Source organism: Candidatus Omnitrophota bacterium (assembly GCA_040755155.1).
GTDB lineage: Bacteria > Hinthialibacterota > Hinthialibacteria > Hinthialibacterales > Hinthialibacteraceae > JBFMBP01.
The window spans coordinates 1-18,674 of the sequence record JBFMBP010000081.1; the positions used below are offsets into that span (position 1 = coordinate 1).

18 protein-coding genes are annotated in these 18,674 nt (G+C 51.6%); 9 read left to right on the forward strand and 9 right to left on the reverse strand.

Annotated features, from left to right (window positions below):
- Positions 1–357 (forward strand): hypothetical protein (locus tag AB1656_11030; GenBank protein MEW6235911.1); only part of this gene is annotated, 357 nt, incomplete at its 5' end.
- 77 nt (positions 358–434) lie between these two features.
- On the forward strand, positions 435–578 hold the full coding sequence (locus tag AB1656_11035; GenBank protein MEW6235912.1) for a hypothetical protein: 144 nt from the start codon (positions 435–437) through the stop codon (positions 576–578).
- A 196-nt stretch (positions 579–774) separates the two neighbouring features.
- On the opposite strand, the gene ricT is transcribed toward AB1656_11035, so the two are convergent.
- Positions 775–1,581 (reverse strand): regulatory iron-sulfur-containing complex subunit RicT, encoded by an 807-nt coding sequence (ricT, locus tag AB1656_11040; GenBank protein ID MEW6235913.1) that lies wholly within the window; start codon positions 1,579–1,581, stop codon positions 775–777.
- Positions 1,582–1,903: 322 nt separating this feature from the next.
- Between ricT and rimO the strand changes: the two genes are divergently transcribed.
- Together rimO and AB1656_11050 are read left to right on the forward strand one after the other, a co-directional pair.
- Positions 1,904–3,307 carry a 30S ribosomal protein S12 methylthiotransferase RimO gene (gene rimO / locus AB1656_11045; GenBank protein ID MEW6235914.1) on the forward strand — a complete coding sequence of 468 codons (1,404 nt, stop codon included), beginning with the start codon at positions 1,904–1,906 and terminating at the stop codon, positions 3,305–3,307.
- Positions 3,294–3,836, forward strand: a complete 543-nt coding sequence (locus tag AB1656_11050) for a phosphatidylglycerophosphatase A (GenBank protein ID MEW6235915.1) — start codon at positions 3,294–3,296, stop codon at positions 3,834–3,836. The genes rimO and AB1656_11050 overlap by 14 nt, the downstream gene beginning before the upstream one ends.
- 63 nt (positions 3,837–3,899) lie before the next feature.
- Here the strand turns inward: AB1656_11050 and AB1656_11055 are convergent, their stop codons facing one another.
- Positions 3,900–5,021, reverse strand: a complete 1,122-nt coding sequence (locus AB1656_11055) for an AP protein (protein MEW6235916.1) — start codon at positions 5,019–5,021, stop codon at positions 3,900–3,902.
- Between the two features lie 510 nt (positions 5,022–5,531).
- Between AB1656_11055 and AB1656_11060 the strand changes: the two genes are divergently transcribed.
- The 4 genes from AB1656_11060 to AB1656_11075 all read left to right on the forward strand — a co-directional run bounded on the left by AB1656_11060 (position 5,532) and on the right by AB1656_11075 (position 10,451).
- Entirely contained in the window at positions 5,532–5,909 is a 378-nt protein-coding gene (locus AB1656_11060; protein MEW6235917.1) for a GntR family transcriptional regulator, read from the forward strand.
- Positions 5,902–6,786 carry an ABC transporter ATP-binding protein gene (locus AB1656_11065; GenBank protein MEW6235918.1) on the forward strand — a complete coding sequence of 295 codons (885 nt, stop codon included), beginning with the start codon at positions 5,902–5,904 and terminating at the stop codon, positions 6,784–6,786. Before AB1656_11060 ends, AB1656_11065 begins: the two co-directional genes overlap by 8 nt.
- Positions 6,783–8,384 (forward strand): hypothetical protein, encoded by a 1,602-nt coding sequence (locus tag AB1656_11070; GenBank protein ID MEW6235919.1) that lies wholly within the window; start codon positions 6,783–6,785, stop codon positions 8,382–8,384. The genes AB1656_11065 and AB1656_11070 overlap by 4 nt, the downstream gene beginning before the upstream one ends.
- 342 nt (positions 8,385–8,726) lie before the next feature.
- Entirely contained in the window at positions 8,727–10,451 is a 1,725-nt protein-coding gene (locus AB1656_11075) for a hypothetical protein (GenBank protein MEW6235920.1), read from the forward strand.
- An 83-nt stretch (positions 10,452–10,534) separates the two neighbouring features.
- On the opposite strand, the gene AB1656_11080 is transcribed toward AB1656_11075, so the two are convergent.
- The 5 genes from AB1656_11080 to AB1656_11100 all read right to left on the reverse strand — a co-directional run bounded on the left by AB1656_11080 (position 10,535) and on the right by AB1656_11100 (position 15,222).
- Positions 10,535–11,260, reverse strand: coding sequence for an ABC transporter ATP-binding protein (locus AB1656_11080; GenBank protein MEW6235921.1), 726 nt, complete (start codon positions 11,258–11,260; stop codon positions 10,535–10,537).
- 270 nt (positions 11,261–11,530) lie between these two features.
- Positions 11,531–12,307 carry a cobalt ECF transporter T component CbiQ gene (gene cbiQ / locus AB1656_11085; protein ID MEW6235922.1) on the reverse strand — a complete coding sequence of 259 codons (777 nt, stop codon included), beginning with the start codon at positions 12,305–12,307 and terminating at the stop codon, positions 11,531–11,533.
- Positions 12,297–12,617, reverse strand: a complete 321-nt coding sequence (locus tag AB1656_11090) for a PDGLE domain-containing protein (GenBank protein MEW6235923.1) — start codon at positions 12,615–12,617, stop codon at positions 12,297–12,299. Before AB1656_11090 ends, cbiQ begins: the two co-directional genes overlap by 11 nt.
- On the reverse strand, positions 12,614–13,261 hold the full coding sequence (locus AB1656_11095) for an energy-coupling factor ABC transporter permease (protein ID MEW6235924.1): 648 nt from the start codon (positions 13,259–13,261) through the stop codon (positions 12,614–12,616). Before AB1656_11095 ends, AB1656_11090 begins: the two co-directional genes overlap by 4 nt.
- Before the next feature lie 302 nt (positions 13,262–13,563).
- A complete protein-coding gene (locus AB1656_11100) occupies positions 13,564–15,222 on the reverse strand; it encodes a ribulokinase (protein ID MEW6235925.1) in 1,659 nt (552 codons plus the stop codon).
- A gap of 197 nt (positions 15,223–15,419) precedes the next feature.
- Here AB1656_11100 and AB1656_11105 point away from each other — a divergent pair, with 197 nt between their 5' ends.
- The gene (locus AB1656_11105; GenBank protein MEW6235926.1) at positions 15,420–16,820 is read left to right on the forward strand and encodes a sigma-54 dependent transcriptional regulator; all 1,401 of its coding nucleotides are present in this window, start codon (positions 15,420–15,422) and stop codon (positions 16,818–16,820) included.
- Positions 16,821–16,862: 42 nt separating this feature from the next.
- On the opposite strand, the gene AB1656_11110 is transcribed toward AB1656_11105, so the two are convergent.
- Complete coding sequence (locus AB1656_11110; GenBank protein ID MEW6235927.1) at positions 16,863–17,978, reverse strand: AAA family ATPase; 1,116 nt, start codon at positions 17,976–17,978, stop codon at positions 16,863–16,865.
- A 35-nt stretch (positions 17,979–18,013) separates the two neighbouring features.
- Positions 18,014–18,598, reverse strand: a complete 585-nt coding sequence (locus AB1656_11115; protein ID MEW6235928.1) for a prepilin-type N-terminal cleavage/methylation domain-containing protein — start codon at positions 18,596–18,598, stop codon at positions 18,014–18,016.
- Positions 18,599–18,674 lie beyond the last annotated feature (76 nt).

The window sequence follows — 18,674 nt, forward strand, 5'->3', positions numbered from 1 at the left end:
GCGGAAATCGAAGCGATGCGCTACGAACCGAATCGTATTGCATTTCAATACGCCGCCAGCGAACCGCAATGGCTGCGTCTCGCCGAATGGGATTATCCCGGCTGGAAGGCGGAAGCAACGCTGGAAAGTGAGGAGATAATGACGCTGCCGCGCATTGCAACTCATGAAGGACTACGCGTCTTGCCATTGCCCGCAAAAACGCGGGAGATAAAGCTTACTTATGTTGCTCCCCAGAGCGGATGGCTGCTCTCCGCCGCCGCAAGTATCCTCTTTTTAATACTGCTTTCCCTAGCGATCCTTCTGCAAACCAACCGCTTCTTCCCCCTCTTATCGCGATTGATGGGGAAGTATTATTAAAGTGAAGGTTTGGATTATGTAGTTAGAGGCTTTGAGAAGAAAATTTGGAATTTAAAAAAAGAAAGGGCGCAGAACCGATGATTGTCCGAGTAGTTGTCGAAAAAGACGGCGCCTTGAAAGTGAAAGATCCTGAACATTTAAATGGTTTGGAAGAACTTAATTTAGTCGCCGATGAAGAAACAGACGAGTCCCGCAATGAAACGAATTGGCCGGAACTGTGAAAAGCCTTAGATGCAGTGGACCGCCTTGGCATCTCGCCGCGCAGCCATGAAGAAATTCTGCAAGAACTACGGGAGTTTTGTGAAGGATGAATCCCCTCCGTCTAACCGTCAAGCAAGTTTTTCCATTATATAAAAGAGATTCTAATTTTTCTGGACGACCAACATAAGAGATTGGAATTCTCGGTATTATTATCCCTCACTTCCTCTCCGCCAAAATCTTCATTTCGTCCAATCGGCATTCGCGGATGCGGCCTTCGGCCAGCCGGACGTTGACGGTGTTCTTGACGTAGTTCATCTCCATGACTGCGCCTTCGCCTTCCGGCGTTTGTACGCACGTTCCGGCGTTGGGAAATTCCTTGCGCGCTTTGACGTAATCGTCGGTTTCGTAAGCGAGACAGCACATCAAGCGGCCGCATAGGCCGGAAATCTTCGTGGGATTGAGGGCGAGGTTCTGCTCCTTCGCCATGCGGATCGTGATGGGATCGAACTGCTGCAGAAAGCGGGAGCAACACAATTCCTGTCCGCAGATGCCGAATCCGCCGGTCTTTTTGGAACGGTCGCGGACGCCGATCTGGCGCATTTCAATGCGCGTCTTGTAAACGGCGGCCAGATCTTTCACCAATTCCCGAAAATCGATGCGATGCTCCGCCGTAAAAAAGAAGCGCATTTTTTTGGCGTCGAATGAACGCTCCACGCCTGCCAGCGACATCGGCAGATCACGGGCGCGAATCTTATCCAGGGCGATGGCGTAGGCTTCGCGTTCGATGGCGCGATTCTCCCGCACGATTTCCATATCCTCCTTCTCCACCCGGCGCAGAACGAAGACTTCCGCTTCGGGGGGAAGGTCCTCTTGCCAGGCGTAAGCGGGAGTCTTAACCTTGGCGATCTCTTTATCCCCTTCGATATCGACCAGGCAGAATTCGCGTGGAAGCAGGGGGATCTCATCCTCTTTGAACCGCGCCACTACGCGCCGGTCGCGCACTTTGACGTCGATGACATTCATCTCTATTGACCTATCTTCTTATATGCAGAAACGTTATTTTTGTTACTTTTTCGAGCCGCCGTCCTTCGCTTACGCGTTCGTGGATAACCCATAAATCTATTACGCGGACGAATCGTCCCTTACGCCATATGATAACCGCACTCGCCGTACATATCAAATCGATCCCTCTCATTCCATGCGAAAAGATGTCCGGAGAGTGGAATCGTTCTCTGGACGAACGCCTCTCCTTGGCTATAATCCTCTCCATTCATGTCTCGTTACCATGCGTCAAGGTACTCATTTCGAAATGTTTCAATTAGAATAAGACAATTAGCAAAACGGTATGCCGATTATGAGCCTCTACGATCCCCATATAACGCAGGAACAGAGCCTGCGCTCGTCCAGCCGGGTGTTGAAGTACCACCTCACCTCTCTGGGATGCCCCAAAAACCTGGTGGAGAGCGAAGAGATGATGGCTAAACTGTCTCTCTCCGGCATGGTTCTGGTGCACGATCCAGAAGAAGCGGATTTATTGGTGCTCAATACCTGCGGCTTCATCGGCCCCGCCAAAGAAGAGGGAATAGCCGCCCTCTTGGATTTAATCCAAATACGGCAAAACAATCCCGCCCAACGACTCGTCGTGGTGGGCTGCATGATCCAGCGCTACCGTCAGGAATTTCAAGAAGAATTTCCCGAAGTGGACGCTTTTATTGGTGTGAACGATAAAGAATCCTTCCTACAAGTAGCTTGGGAAGCGTTGGGCCGGAAGCCGCTCAATACGATTCCATCCCATCCCTACGCTCCCCGCTTGTTGACGACGCCGCCTCACATGGCTTACTTGCGCATCTCGGACGGCTGCTCCCACACGTGCAGTTTCTGCGCCATTCCCATTATGCGGGGAAAACTGCGTTCGCGTCCCATGGAAGAGATTCTCTTGGAAGCGAAGTCGCTGGCGGCAGGCGGCGCCAAGGAATTGGTAGTCATTGCCCAGGATACAACTTCTTACGGCAGGGATTTATACGGCCATGCCGCCATCGCCGATCTTCTGACCAAGATGGAGCCGATTCAGGGACTCGAATGGATCCGCTTGATGTACGTCTATCCTCATTTGGTGGATAAGCGCCTGGCCGCCGTATTCGCCTCCAGCCGCAAATTGGTTTCCTATCTGGACATTCCCATTCAGCACGGCGATCCGGAAATGCTGGAAATCATGAGGAGAAGCTCGTCGGACAAGCATATACGGCAGGCGGTGGATTTGATCCGCGCCGCGCGTACAGACATTTCGCTGAGGACAACGGTTATGGTAGGATTTCCCAGCGAGAAAAATCGGCATTTTCAAAATATGTTGAAATTATTGGAAGAGATCGATTTCGACCGCGTCGGCGTTTTTAAATATTCCCGCGAGGAGGGAACGCCATCGGCGGAACTGCCCGATCAGATTTCCGACCGTATCAAGGAGAAGCGCTGCTCCGCCTTGATGGATTGGGCTGCCGACCGCGCTCGCGCCAAAAACCAGCGTTTTGTCGGCGAGATTATGAAAGTATTGATTGACGCCAAAGCGGCGGAAGGCGGCGGCTATTGGGGACGCTACCAAGGTCAGGCGCCCGAAGTGGACGGCCAGGTATTCGTATGCGGCGGAAAAGCGGCTGTCGGAGAATTTGCGAACGTTCGCATCACGGAAGCCGACGAGGACAACCTCTACGGCCACATCAACGCCGATCTTAAAATTTACAATGACAAGCCATAGCCCCAAGAAACCCCTATGCCCCGGTTGGAAGGGACTGCCCGCCGGTTTCGCCGCCGCTTCGCTGCTGCAAAAATTCGCCTATCTGCTGGCGACGACGTTTGGAACAGGCCATCTTCCCGCTTCCGGATCCTGGGGCGCTCTCATTGCCTGGGCCGTTCATTCCTTCCTTTTTCCCAACGCCTTCACCTTAGAAAACTGGCCCGCCGCGCTGGCGATCCTTCTCGCCGTCATCCTGATCGGAATTTGGAGCGCGGAAGTTGTGGAACGTTTTTCGGGCGTCAAGGACGATTCCCGCATCAATATCGACGAGGTTGCGGGCTATTGCCTGGCGATTCTCTTTCTTCCTCCCGGCCTGAAATACACTATCCCCGGCTTCGTTCTATGCCGCATCTTCGACATTATCAAGCCGCCTCCCGCCCGCCGCCTGCAAGACCTTCACGGAGGCGTCGGCATCATGATCGACGATCTCATCGCCAGCCTCTACGCCTGCGCCGCGATGCATCTTATAGCGGCGTTTTTCATGAATTAACCTTGTAGGGTGAGATCAAAGCGAAGCGTAGCCCACCCTTCTCTCTAATCCAGTTTGTAAAGTTTACTCGAACGCCTCTTCAATAGGCGGTTCGGCTTGCGGATTGAATTCTTTATAGTCGAATCCGAATAATTTCACGATCGTCGCCGCCGCCGAGCTGTAGTAATAAGGCTTGGTATTCGACAATTCCCCTTTATCAGGAGAGTCCGGACCGATGACGGATATCCATACGTTTTCAGAACCGGGGGTTTTGGCGTTGTGATCCACCCAATCCTCTTCCGTATTGCCGCGTCCATGATCCGTGAGGATCACCAGGCTGGTTTGTCCGCGATATTCGTCCAAAGATTGCAGGGTAGTCCATAATTCCTGTAAGAAGCCGTCGAAATAATGGGCGGCGAAGCCGTAGCGATCGTATCGTCTTTCATGCGACCAGTCGTCGGTTTCGCCGAGAGCGGCGTAGAGGAAGCGCGGCTTGTAGGCTTTGAGAAATTCCAACGCCAATCCGCCCGTCACCGCATCGAAGCGCACCGTATCCCAAGGCGACATGATCTGGAATTGGATATGGTTCAAAAATTTCATGCCTTCCGTCAGCAGGCGATCGGGCATGGCTTCGTAACCCGCGTTAATGAAGATCGAGCCGTCCTCATGCGTGGCGATGCCATTAAAAACGTTCCACGATCCGAAAGCAGCGATTCCGGTTTCGCCCAGTTGCAATTTCTTCTTCAGATAATCCAATACCGTTGGCGCCGGATTGGGAACCAGGTCGTTGCTTTTGATCTTCTCTTGCGGCTGCCCCGTCAAAATTTCCGCATAGCCGGGATAGGAAAATTTATGTTCGTTTTTAACGCGGACAACGCTGTTTTTCGCTTGGTTTCCCAGAATAACGCCCTGCTTGGCCAGTTCCGTCCATAAGAAGGGTAGCATCGCCTCGCGCCGTTTTTCGGGAGTATCCCGCCAGTATTTCGCCTTGAATTCGTCGAGACTTTCGATGCCCGATTTCTTTTGATTGTCGATCAAAAGCGGATCGGCTCCGCCGAACATTTCCTGCACGCGCAAGCCGTCCACCGTAACCAATATGACGTTTTTCGTATGAAGGGGCGCGCTCTGGGCCGAAAACGAGAAAACCAGAAAAGCAGCGAACAATAAAATACCTGATAAAAAGCGTAAGAATTGGTTGGCCACCATGCGATATCACCTCGAAATTCGTTTGGATTGAAAAACGATAGTTCGTTTCTATTTGAATACTCCCATCGAAAGATTTATTCAACGTTAGGATTTCGATAAATCATGATTTTTCCACTTTACGGTTTGGCCACATTCTAAAATCGATGATTTTCGCATCCCAGCCTTGAAAGGCTGGGCTATTATCAAATGCCCCTTTAAAGGGGCAAACGACAATAGCTAGCCGTTTCAACGGCGGGTTAATTTTCTATCCTTAAAATATCTGAGGCTCTTGCAAAATTCATAAAATCCGCTTTTTTAATTCTCCCCCCAAGATTGGGGGGAGTTAGAGGGGGGTTGATTTTAATAGACTTAGAACAACCCCCTCCTAACCTCCCCCAGGCTTGGGGGAGGAATAATGGAATTTTGCAAGAGGCACGATCTAATAAAAAAAATCTTAAAAAATGCAAAATTGAGTTGACACTCTGTAATAATTGTCCTAGTATTCATAGTACAATGATAATCACAATCGATATGTCCAATCCGAAGGCGACGTACTTGCAGATCGTCGATTGCATCCGCAGGGCCATCGCCACGGGCGCTCTGAAGCCGGGGGATCAACTGCCGACCATCCGGGAGGCGGCGGTTCAGGCCCGCGTCAACCGCAATACGGTGAGCCGGGCTTACCTGGAGTTGGAGCATCTGGGGCTGGTCCGTCCACGGCAGGGATCAGGCTGTTTCGTTACGGACGCAGGCCCCAACCTGGAACGAAAAGAACGCCTGAAGGCGCTGGCGCGCATAACCGATGAGCTGGCGCTGGAAGCCTATCATCACCAAATTCCCCTCGAACAAGTCATCGAAATGCTGCGCAAGAGCGCGGGCAAATTGGGCAAGGAGAGCGAACATGAATGATTTCGCCATCGTTACGGAAGGGTTGGGACGCAAGTTCGGCGCCCGTTGGGCGGTTCGCCATCTCGACCTGAAGGTTCCTCAAGGCGCCGTCGTCGGCCTGCTGGGTCCCAACGGTTCCGGCAAAACGACGACTATCAACATGCTGATGGGGCTGTTGCCGCCCACGGAAGGAAAAATCCAGGTTTTGGGGATGAATCCGCAAAAGGACGATGTCGCCATCCGCCGCAAAACGGGCTACGTCCCCGAAATTTACGGATTTTACGAATGGATGAAAGTAGACCAACTCGTCGCTCTGGTCGCGGCCTATCATCCCGATTGGAATTGGACGCTGTGCCATTCGCTGAAATCGGAATTCAAGCTGGACGGCGACATGGCGGTCAAAGGCTTATCCAAGGGAACAAAAGCCAAGCTGGCGCTGCTGTTGGCGCTATCCTTTGAGCCGCCTATGTTAGTCTTGGACGAGCCGACGGGCGGCCTGGATCCAGCGGCGCGGCGCAATTTCATCGAAACCATTTTGGGGCAATATCAGGACGCGGGCAAAACCATCCTGGTCTCTTCCCACTTGTTGAACGAGTTCTCCGGCTTGTTGGATCACGTCGCCTTTGTCAAAGAAGGCCGCATCGAGATGGCTTCCCGGCTGGACGAGCTGCATCGGCGGACGAAGCGGGCGCGGCTGATTTTCGATGAAGGCATCCCCAGCCATATCAACTTCCCCGGCGCCATCGCCGTCAAGAAAAACGGGCGGGAAGCGCTGGTTACTTGCCGCGATTTCGATCCGGAAAAAACGCCGGGCGAATTGAAGCAATCCGGCGCCTCCAACATCATCATCGAGGAAATGACGCTCGAAGATATCTTCGTCGATTTGGTGGGATCATGAATACGAAATCTTACGCCATCTTTCGCAAGGATTTTCATCTGCTCGCCGTAATGATGCTGGGCGCGCTGGGAATGCAGGCGGCGATCTTGATTTTCGTTCCCGTCATGAATTCGCTGACCCATTTGCCACACGGGATGGGATTGTATTCCGATTTTGCCGTATACAACTGGTTTCCCAAAGTGCAGGTTATTGTCGGCATCCTGTTCGCTCTCGTCGCCGCCGCATTTTGGTCCTGCGAGGAGCGGGCGGGGCAGCACGATTGGTTTTTGCGCCGGCTACCCGTCTCGCGCCGCCGAGTCTGGGGGGAGAAGACGGCGGCGGGGCTGAGCGTCGTTGGACTAGCCCTGATTATCAACGTTCTATGGTTTTATGTTTTTCTCCTCCTCGGGGTAAGGATCTGGTCCACGGAGGATCATATCTTCGCTTATCTCTTAGTTTACATGACGATCGCCTATTTCATTGGCCTGCCTTTATCGCGCATTCTATCCCAATCCATCGGCGTCATCTTGTCGGGAATGGCGATCATGTGCGTCGTCATGATTATAGGCGGGGGCAGTCAATGGATCGATGACATTATAAAAAATCCTTATGCATCCTACCAGTATGCATCCCATTATTTTTCCCAATTCCTAAGCATCTTGACTATTGTTCTGGGAATTGGATGGCTAATTGCTATCCGCTATAGGAAGATCAACCAAAACATTCCACCTAGACGATTTTGGTTCCTAGTACGAAAGCAAGCGAAAGAAACAATTCTTTTCTCAGTCTTAATATTGGCTTACCTAGCTTTATTCGTCATGGCATCTATTGCGTTTTGGCAAGATAAGCAACCTGAATTTTTACCTATCGCTTTTTTTATTGGATTGCTTCTATCGGCTGGCTTAGGGGTCAACCTTTACAGCGCCAAAGAGAAGGAAGGAACCGGCTGCGTCCTCTATCACCATCCCATCTCCCGCAGTGAAATTTATTGGGTGAAGTATCTTTATGGATTGGCATTAGCCAGCGTTATCGCCATTTTAATTACGGCGGCGTATTACTTGTCATTTTTGTCTGGAAATTCAAGTATTCATCTACCCGATACTTATCGTTTTGAAAATGCAGGTGGTAAATGGGGATTTATCTCATATATTATCAATTATGGTCCGGCGCGATGGAGATTGATTCCTTACTTCTTTCTGTTCGGATTAATTCCCTATCATTGCGGGATATTGACTGTGCACGCTGTGCGTAATTCCATTTACGCTTTTTTCGAAACGATCTTGGCTATAGCGGGAGTTTTGTTTGTATGCTCTTATCTGCAATTCTTCAAAATTATCGCCGCATTATTTGCTTTTCAGCGAACGAGCGATTTCAGTTATCATCTTCTTTCCTCCATTTCATTCTTCCCCTGGATACTATTTCTAATGCTGGCGGCGCTGGCGTTGGCGGGGTGCATGGCGGCCAACGACCGCCATCTTTTAACCAGCGGAACTTTCAAACGCCATATAGCCATAGCGCGGCTCTATTTCGCCGCCCTCGCCATCGTCGTCATCCTCGTAAAGACAGGCTGGAAAGATTTGTTCTACCTCCTTACAAACATTGATATAGGCATAGGGTGAGGGGAATGATGAGTGATGAATGATGAATCTCAACTAAAACAATTCCCTCGCCCTCTGGATTGAATCACGAAATCACGAAAGAAAATAAAAACACGAAAAAAGCGAAAAGAAAAAAGATTGCATAGAAAATAGCGCCATAAAAGAATTGCTCCGAGGTATCCAATTCATCCGTGAAATCCGTGATTCAAAAATTTCGTGGAATTCGAGCCTTTTCGTGTTTTCGTGATTCGAAAACGCCGTAGGAAATAAAACGTCTCTTCAGTACTAAAATAATGGACGGGGCGCCAAGGGCAAGGTTGTTTTTGCCCTTGAACAATCCTTGAATTAACCAGGAGAAAAATCATGCAGCGGCCTTTGAATAGAATATTGGAAGCATCCATCGTTCTGGCAATTCTTCTTGTTGTCTTAAGCCAATGGTCAGACCGGCGCGAGCAGCGAATTCTACGCGAGCATTCCATCGAATGCGCAACGATGCTCAATCAGGCGATATGGGACCGCTTCGGCCCCGGCGCCAAAACGCCTTATATGGAATTGTTCGGCCAAAGCAATTCGCCCAATTCGTTTCGCGACAAAATCAACGAGTTTGAAAATTACGCTCAAAGCGTCGGCCAACCTTGGGGATTCGTCGCCGTTCCCGGCGCGCCGCAGGGATTTCAAGACAGATTGAACGTTGCGGCGGATATAATCGGCTGCGTTACGAAAGTTCTGGAGGGCGGCCCGTTTATCGCCGCTCCAAGCGAAATCTATTTTTCTACAAATGAATATGCCATTATGAATTTTTTGAGCGTACAACTTGTCAGCAAAGCGATGCAGCATTTGGCGTGGCGCAATTGGACCGGCGGCGATAAGGCGAAAGCGGTCGAATACGCGAAAGATAACGTTCGTCTCGGCGATTCGCTGCGATATGGACCAGCTCTTATCGAACAATTGATCGGCTTCGCCGTTAAAGGCATCGCTTTGAATTCCTTCAATGGCTTCGCCTGGACGGACCCGGGAAAAGAAGAGAACCGGCTAATCCTGCAAACCCTCATGGATTTGCATCCGGAAAATTGGGATGCTTCAACCAATTTGGAGTATCTCTTATTTCCTTTGACGGATTGGAATCCGCCCAATGAGAGTACTACGCCAAACGATCTTGCCGCTGCCGTTCTTTTACGTGAAGCGCCCGCAGATCCCCCAACCAAGGCGGCTTCGTTATTAAGGCAAGCGGGAATGATTCCGAAAAAGAAATTGCGTTTCGATCGAGTCGTTTCTTTGTTGGGGAAATGGACGACCAAGCCCGCCATGAAAAAACGCGCCAAGAAGCTGCCCGCCGTTTATTATAAAGAAGATGGATTTTTATCCGAACAAGCGGCGCATCGTTTCCCGCCGCTTCTCTACGCCGCTTCCCGCGTTTCGCAAGCTGCCTATAACAAGAATTACTTTTCCCGCATGGAATCCGTTAAGGGAAAAGCCCTGGCCTTAATCGGCGCCTATTGGGCGCGCTGCTACCGCGACGAACATAACGGCGTCTGGCCGACGAAAGAGGAATTCCGATCCCAATGCCCAGTGAAAGATCAAGTGGATATGCGAATTATTGAAGCGGCGAATACCGAGGCCTCCCATACTCTGCTTTGGATTAACAGTTATGTTTACAAATTATTGGCGCAACAATTCATGGTTTTTTTCAATCAAAGCAGGAATGACAAGGATTGCATTCCCGATCCCGATACTCCCGGACAATTTTATTTACGTTGCGTATTCAATAGTAATGAGGCAGGGAAGGAATATGTCGCCTGGAAGGTAGCCTGCATCAAAGCGTTCGCTCCCTTTGTCGAAAACGTAACTCTTAAGATGGGAAATGACTCTCCTTTTTGGAAGGATTACATTGATGCGTATGGAATTGGACATCCTGGATTTAATAACATGGCGGAAGCCCTGGCTATACAAATCAAGCTGCCCAAGAAAACCTATTGGATTTACCATCGAGGACCCGACGGCGTTTGGGACGATATGGGAGATATTTACGATCCATCCAATGGAACGAATAGCAAAGGCGACATCGTTCAACTGGCGGGATGGGAGTGAGAAAAGATAATTTTGAATTTTGAATTTTGAATTTTGAATTGTGTAGGGTGGGCTCAAAGCGAAGCGTAGCCCACCATCCTTTTTCATCTTTGCAATTTCAAAGGCAATTCCAAGCCGGATTTTTGTAGAAGTTCCTCGTTCGTCAGAATCTCCTTCGCGGGGCCGTCGGCGATGACGCTTCCCGAACTTAATAGGATCGCCCGGTTTGTGGTTTCGTAGGCAAGGTCGAGATCGTGGGTGGCGATGAGCAGCGTCTTGTCGCAGGCGTTCAGCCAATGGATGAGCGAGCGCCGCGCGCCGGGATCGAGGGCGCTGCTGGGCTCGTCCAGCGCCAGAATCTCCACATCCATCGCCAGCACTGTCGCCAGCGATACGCGCTTTTTCTCGCCGCCGCTGAGATGAAAGGCGGAACGCTTCTCGAAGCCTGTCATCCCTACTTGCTCCAGCGCCTCGCTCACCAGCCGCCGCACGTCCTCGGCGGGCAGGCGCATGTTGAGCGGACCAAAAGCCACGTCGTCGAAAATCGTGGAGCAGAAGAGCTGATCGTCGGGGTCTTGAAACACCAAACCAACCCGGCGGCGGATTTCATGCAGGTTGGATGCAACGACGGGAATCCCGAATATTTCCACCGCTCCATCGGCGGCCAACACCCCATTCAACAAAGTCAACAAAGTCGATTTCCCCGCGCCGTTGGGGCCGATCAGCGCGATTCGCTCTCCAGCGGCGACATCAAAGGAGACTCCCTTCAACGCCCGCGCGCCGTCGGGAAAGGTGAAACTCAAGTTATGCAATCGAATCGCTGGCGTCATAGAATCACAGTAATATTTTTAACATTTTTGAACCACGAAACCACGAAAAGTCGCGAATTCCACGAAATTTTCGCATCACGGATTTCACGGATGATTTTTGGATTCCACGGAAAAATGGCAATTCCACGGGTAAAACAGGCGTCTCGCCTGTATTTCTTTCGCGACTTCGCGATTCAAAAAGCATAAACTTAACGTCTATCCAAAATGCCGTAATCCTAGTCATCCTTTCATCCTGACCATCATGATTCAGACAAATATAAAGGAACAGTATTATAATTCAATAAGCCAAATCCGAAACGCCATTGCGGCGAGGGCAACCAGCGCCGCAACAACGACGTCCCGCGCCGCGAGCGGCTGATCGTCTAGTTCGACGATGGTTCCGTCGAAGCCGCGGGCGCACATGGCCTGATACATCCTTTCGCCGCGCTCATAGGAGCGCAAAAAGAGAACACCCGCCAGTTGCGACAGGCTCTTCCATTGCAGGGAAAGGGAAGGGTAGATGAGCCGCGACCGCCGCGCCATCAGCATCCGTTCTTTTTCATCCGTGATTACGAATAGATAGCGATAGGCGACTGACAGAGCGTCGGTAACGATGCGCGGCGCTCCGAACGACTGTAAACCTTTAAGCAATCGATGAAACGGCGTGGTGAGGTTGAGAAATACAGTGGAATAAATCGCCAGCGTTCCTTTTAGGAAGATGTTGAGAAAAAGCCGAAAACCCTCCTCCGTGATGATGACGGGCAAAGGGCCGATGGAAAAACGCCATCGCGGCGCCCCCGGTTTGAAAAAGGGAATGAAGATCGTAATAACAAGTAAAAAGGGAATAACTTTCAATCCTTTAGCGGTTATATGCCGAATAGGAACGCCTGTGGAAATCAAAGCGGCGGCGAGCAAAACGGCGTAAAACAGAAACGCCCATTCCTGTCCCGGTCCGATGGTAACAAGAGAGAAAATGAAAATGACGGTCATCGATAGTTTGGCGCCGGGGTGCATCCGATGAAAAAAACTATGGCCGTAGCTGTGATGATCGAGAAACTCATGCTTCATGAGGCGAGCCGTCCGAAGCGGCGTTCTTGCGGGATTTCAGCAGGCGCGCCATCCCATAACCGCCGAAATAGAGAATCAGGGTTCCCACGAATCCAGCGGCGGACGTGGCGAGTTTTTCCGAGGAGATGCCGGGCATGGCGTAGTCGGGAATCATCGGCGGCGTCATCGGCCCTTCAGCGGCTTTGGAGAGAAAACCATGATCTTCCGCCACCCGCTCCAGCCCGTCCGGAGACGGAGAAGCGAAGGGGGATAGAACGACGGCTACGAATAAAGCCAATCCCAAACCGATGAGAATTTCCGACTTCTTCATGATGACGCCTCCAATGGACGCGAGGCGGCCAAATCCGGCCGCAGCGCCAAGACGGCGCTAACGACAAAGGTGGTAATAATCGCCTCGCCGATGCCGATGAGCGCATGAACAGCCAGCATCGCTTTCAAAGCCAACAACGTGGGGTAAGTTCCCGAAAAACCCAATTCCAAAGCGCAAGCGCCCGAAGCAAGAACGACGGAAAGCCAGGAAGCGATGGCGATGGAGGCGAAATAGCCGGTTTTGCCGGAAAATTGACTGGAACATAACTTGAAAATCAAATAGCCCAATCCGGTTCCGATAACCGCCATATTGATAATATTCGCACCCAAAACAGCGACGCCGCCGTCTTGGAAAAGGAAGCATTGCGCGAATAAAACCAGCGAAATAACCAAACTCCCCAGCCAGGGGCCGAGGAAAACGGCGGATAGTACGCCTCCCAAAAGATGCCCGGAGGTTCCAGCCGCTACGGGAAAGTTGATCATCTGGGCGGCGAAGACGAACGCGCACATAATTCCGGTCAATGGAACGGTTTTTTCTTCAAAATGCTGCTGGCATTGCCTTGCCGACAGTATGACGGCGCCTGCGGCGGCGGCGTCGCAGACAGCCCAAACGGGAACGATCAATAATCCATCCGGTATGTGCATAGCTGCCTCCGCCTTGGCTTGGATTTGGATGCCGAATCTTCATCTATTAAAATTATAAGATGAATCCGGCGCCAAACCCAAGCGCATGAACTGGGAAAATATGATTTTTTTTATTTTTTTCATATTTTACCCAAATTCAAGGTAAAGGAAAAGGCGACTGTGGGACGGGGAGACAGGGAGACGGGGAGACAGGGAGACGGGGAGACAGACGGGGTGGCAAAGGCAAGACGAAGTCTGCCTTTGAATTACTCAAGGGCAGGCTGACGCCTTGCCCTTGCCACCCCGTCCACAGTCCCACAGTCTCAAAGTCTCTGCCGCATAGCCCGCAACTGTTTCATGACGTTATTGGCGCCCCGTCCGAAGTAGTCGTACAGCTTTAGATATTCGCTATAAATCGCCGAATATTGTTTATGCCGTTCCGCCGAGGGCGTGAAGGCATTGCGTTGCAAGCGCGCCATTTTTTGCGCCGCTTCCTGGGGCGAATCGTATCCCCCTTGCGCCGCTCCGGCGGCGACGGCGCCTAGAATCGCGGCGCCCAAAGCGCAGGTTTCCGCCGAATCGGCGATATGAATGGCGCGACCCGTTACGTCGGAATAGACTTGCATGAGCAGCCGGTTGCGTTTCGGCAAGCCGCCGCATGCGTACAGTTCGGCGATGGCGATGCCGGATTCCTCGAAAGCGTCGATAATCCTTCGCGTGCCGAAGGCGGTGGCTTCGATAAGCGCCAGGTAAATCTCTTCGGGCTTGGTAGTGAGGGACATGCCCAAGAGCAAGCCGGAAAGTTCCGCATCTACTAAGACCGAGCGGTTTCCGTTCCACCAATCCAGCGCGATCAATCCGCTTTGGCCGGGCGCTAGTTTGACCGCTCGTTCCTCTAAAACCTGGTGGGGAGAGAGGCCGCGCTTCTGCGCTTCCTCGTAGACGGAATGCGGCGCGCAATGCTCCATATACCAAGCGAAGATGTCGCCGGTGGCGGGCTGTCCCGCTTCGTAGCCGTAAAATCCGGGTAGAATTCCATCCCTTACGCAGCCGCACATCCCATCCACTTTCATTTTTTTATCGGAGAGCAACATATGGCAGGTAGACGTACCCATAACCATCAGCATCTTCCCCGGCTCCGTCACTCCCGTTCCCGGCACGGCGGCGTGCGCATCGATGATGGCGACGCCGACGGCGGTTCCCGCTTTGAGGCCCATGAGTTGAGCCGCCGCTTTCGTCAGTTCTCCCGCCTTGCCGCCCAGAGAACGGATATCCTTTGTCAATTTCGTTCCGATGATTTGGCCAAGTTTGGGATGCAGCGCAGCGAGGATTTCCTGTTTCAAGAATCCCTCGTCCATATCCCACATTCCCTTATACCCGGCCATGCAGGAACTGCGCGCTTCTTGCCCGCACAGCTGCTCGACGATCCAGTCGCCGCCTTCGATGAAGCGCGCCGCCGCGTCGTACATCGCTTCGTCTTCGTCAAGCGCTTGGAAGATTTTGGGAAAGATCCATTCGGAAGACATCTTGCCGCCGTAACGTTCCAGGATGGGATCACCCATATTCTTGATCGCCTGAGTTATCCGGTCGGCTTCCGGCTGAGCGGCGTGATGTTTCCACAATTTAGGCCAGGCATGAGGGCGATGGGGGAATTGGCGGCATAGAGGCGCACCATTCGCGTCCACGGGAAGCACGGTGCAGGAAGTGAAATCGACGCCGATGCCGATCACATCTTCGGGGGATGCGCCCACCGCTATCATGACGGCGGGGACGGTGATTTTCATAGTTTGAATCCAATCGTCCGGGTCTTGCAGCGCCCAGTCCGGTTCCAGCGCGGTTCCGTCGGGCAAGGTTTCGTCCATTACGCCGCGGGCGTAAGCATAAACCTGCGTGGCCGCTTCGGCGCCGGTTTCTATGTCAACCAGTAGAGCGCGGCCCGATTCGGTGCCAAAATCGATTCCAAGAGCGTATCGCTTCGTCATGAGATTCTCCTTCTCTCCCTTTGGATTCGGAACTTACTATAGCAAAAGAGAACGGCGCGGGACAATATCCACAGCGGATGGCAAAGAAAAGGATGGCGATTTATATTAACGCCGAAGAGCGGATCGCGCATCATAAAAAACAATCGTTATGATATAATAAAAAAATCCTGATTCGATGATTCCGCCTGGGGTGAACGATGCCGCCGAAAATTCTTATCGTGGATGACGATGACTCCATACTTAGATTATTGGAAATGCACTTAGGAAAATTGGGGTATCGCACGCATTGCGAGTCGAGCGGAGCCGGGATGCGGACGGCGTTGCTTGAAGACGATTTCGATGCGGTGCTTATGGATTTTAACCTTCCCGACGGCAACGGCATCGCCTTTATCCAGGAAGTGCACGAAACCGCGCCCGATTTGCCGGTAATTATCATCACCGCCCATAGCAGCATCGAACGAGCGGTGGACGCCATGCGCAAAGGCGCTCACGATTTTTCTCCCAAGCCCATCGATTTCAACCGCCTCGCGGTTTCCGTCAAGAACGCCGTCGAATGGTTCGCCCTTAAACGTAAAGTCGCCAAGTTGGAACGATCCAAGAAAAGCGGCCTCTGCGGCCTCCTCGGCGGCAGCCCCGAAATGCAGGTGATTTATCGCATTATTGAGAACGTCGCTTCCAGCAAGGCGCCGGTTTTGATAACTGGCGAAAGCGGAACCGGCAAGGAACTCGCCGCCCAAGCGATCCATCAACTGTCCCCCCGCGCCGGGCAGGAACTGATCGACGTGAATTGCTCCGCCATTCCCAAAGACCTGCTGGAAAGCGAATTGTTCGGCCATGAACGCAACGCCTTCACCGGCGCCAATGAGCGCTATATCGGGCGATGCGAGCGGGCGGACAAATCCACCCTTTTTCTCGACGAAATCGCGGAAATGAACGCAGCGCTGCAACCGAAACTGCTGCGCTTTCTCGAAGAACACGCCTTTTACCGCGTGGGCGGCAAGGAAAAACTGTCCGTGGACATCCGCATCGTCTCCGCCACCAACCGCGATCCGATGGAAGCCATTCGGCAAGGTCAGCTTCGCGAAGACCTCTATTACCGCTTAAACGTCGTCAACATCCACTTTCCTCCTCTGCGCGAACGGCCGGAAGACATCCCCGATCTGGCGGCGCATTTCCTGGAGAAATTCGCCCAAACGAACGGCAAGAATTTTCACGAAATCGGCGCGGATGCCGAAAACGCCTTGTGCGAATACTCCTGGCCCGGCAACGTGCGGGAATTGCAGAATTGCATTCAACAAGCGGTGGTTTTGAATACGGGGGAACGCCTGGAATGGGAAATGCTTCCCGAACCGGTGCGCGCCAAGGCGAAAACGCCGTCGGTTTCTAAAGATTTTGGAGAAGAAGAAGTTGCAATGTCCCATTCCGAAGACGGCATCGTCCCTGTAGAGGTTTACGAGAAACAAGCCATCGAAAAAGCCCTGCGCATCGTCAATGGAAACGTAGCCAAAGCCGCAACCGGCCTCCACCTGAGCCAGGCCACGCTCTACCGCAAGATTAAGGATTATGAAATCGTTCTTAAGCGGTTTAAGAAAAGTTGAAAATTATCGGTTTGCCCTTCCACTACGATGAATATCTCGATGCTACTCATGGGCAGGTCCTCCGGCGATGATGTTCTTGCGCCAGAGGTCGCCCAGCGAATAGTCTTCAAGCCATAATGCAAGTTCTTCTTGATTTAGCCGCTTAAATGTGGAGGCTCCCTTTTCGCGGTTAACGACAATGATATTTTCCTGTTCGAAGCAATCGACGAGAGCGGCGGACTGCGTGGATATAATGACTTGCGTTTTCTTGGAAGCGGCGCGTATGACTTCCGCCAGAATTTCGATGGCGTAGGGATGCAAGCCAAGTTCCGGTTCGTCGATAATGATTGTTGATAGCAGATTAGGTTGCAAAAGAGCCGTCGTAAGGCAGATAAATCGAAGCGTACCATCAGATAAATGGTGCGGTTTAAGTGGATAGTCGGAACCCTTTTGATGCCAAAGGAGTTTTACTTTCTCTTGACCGTTTGGTTTTAATTTAAAATCGTCAAAAAACGGAGCGGCCAAACGAATCGTATCAACGATTTGTTCATACGAATCGGATTTATTGTTTTTTAAATAAAGGAGGAAGGGCGCGATATTCGCCGCATCAAACCGCAAATATTCGTTATCGGCGATCGTTTCAGAGCGGCGCATCGCAGCGAATTTGCTGGTGTCATGAAAATGATAAATTTTCCACTCGGAAATAGAATCAAAAACATAGTATGGTACTTTGGGGTACTTAGTTTTTTTTACTTCTTCTAGCAATTTTGGAGTGGAATGACCGCTGCCTAATTCCCACCACCCCGTAGAACCGCCTTCAAAGTATCTTGCTTCATCATTAATTAAGTATGCTTCATCAGCCGTGGGAACGAGTTTGAAGCGATAGCCGTTAGCGCCGAAATACATCTTTACTTCGATCTGTTTTGTTATTTTGGGACCGTTAAAAAGAAAATCGTCAATGCCGCCGCCGTCTTCTAGATAAGCCTGTAGACTTGCAAGTGGCAGCTCGGGCAAAGGCAATTCCATCATAGCGTGCAACATGCGGAAGAAATCTATGAAGTTACTCTTCCCCGCGCCGTTGCCGCCTATGAAAACGTTCAGGTTCGTCAGTTCGAAATTCTCCAGCGACTGAATCGACTTAAAGCCTTTTATGGTTAATCTACTTAATGCCGCCGCCATGCTATTAAGTCCTTCGCAGTCCGTATTCGCACTTCCTACTTATTCAAAAAACTCTCCTGAGAGTAGGTGATGTCGCCGGGAGAGACCAGGCCGTTGGAGGCGTTGTAGGGCGGCGCCAACCATTCGCGGCCCGATACGTTCGTCAGCGCCTTGTCCGGCCCGGCGCTGCATAGGCGCCATAGCGATTTGCCGAAGAGAAATTTCCAAATCGCCGAAGGAGTCTGTACGCCGCCGTTAAAATAGATCGTCGTGTAATCGTAGGAAAGATTGCCGCCGACGAAATGGGATTTCGTCAATGCTGCTTTTACGTCTTCCGCCTGGAATACGTCGGGTACGAGAGCCGTCATGTACGAAATCGGCGTCGTCAGCCGCGAGAGGCTGGAAGCCCAGCCGTGATCGCCCGCCGGTGAAGGACTGTCCCACGGCGCCGCGCCGCAATCGAGGATATAGATTTCCATCGCCGTACCGTAGGCTTTAAAATCGCCTTGCACCCGCGCGATTTTGGCTCGCGTTTGCGCATTGATGAAATTGGGGACGGCGATGGCCGCCAATATCCCGATGATCGCTACCACGATCAACAGTTCGATTAAGGTAAAAGCGTTGAATGATTTTCTGTTCATTTTCTCTCCTTGCGGCGTCGATTGAATCTTTGTTTTGATAAATGGATATATTTTTGTAACTATTCTACTATAAAAA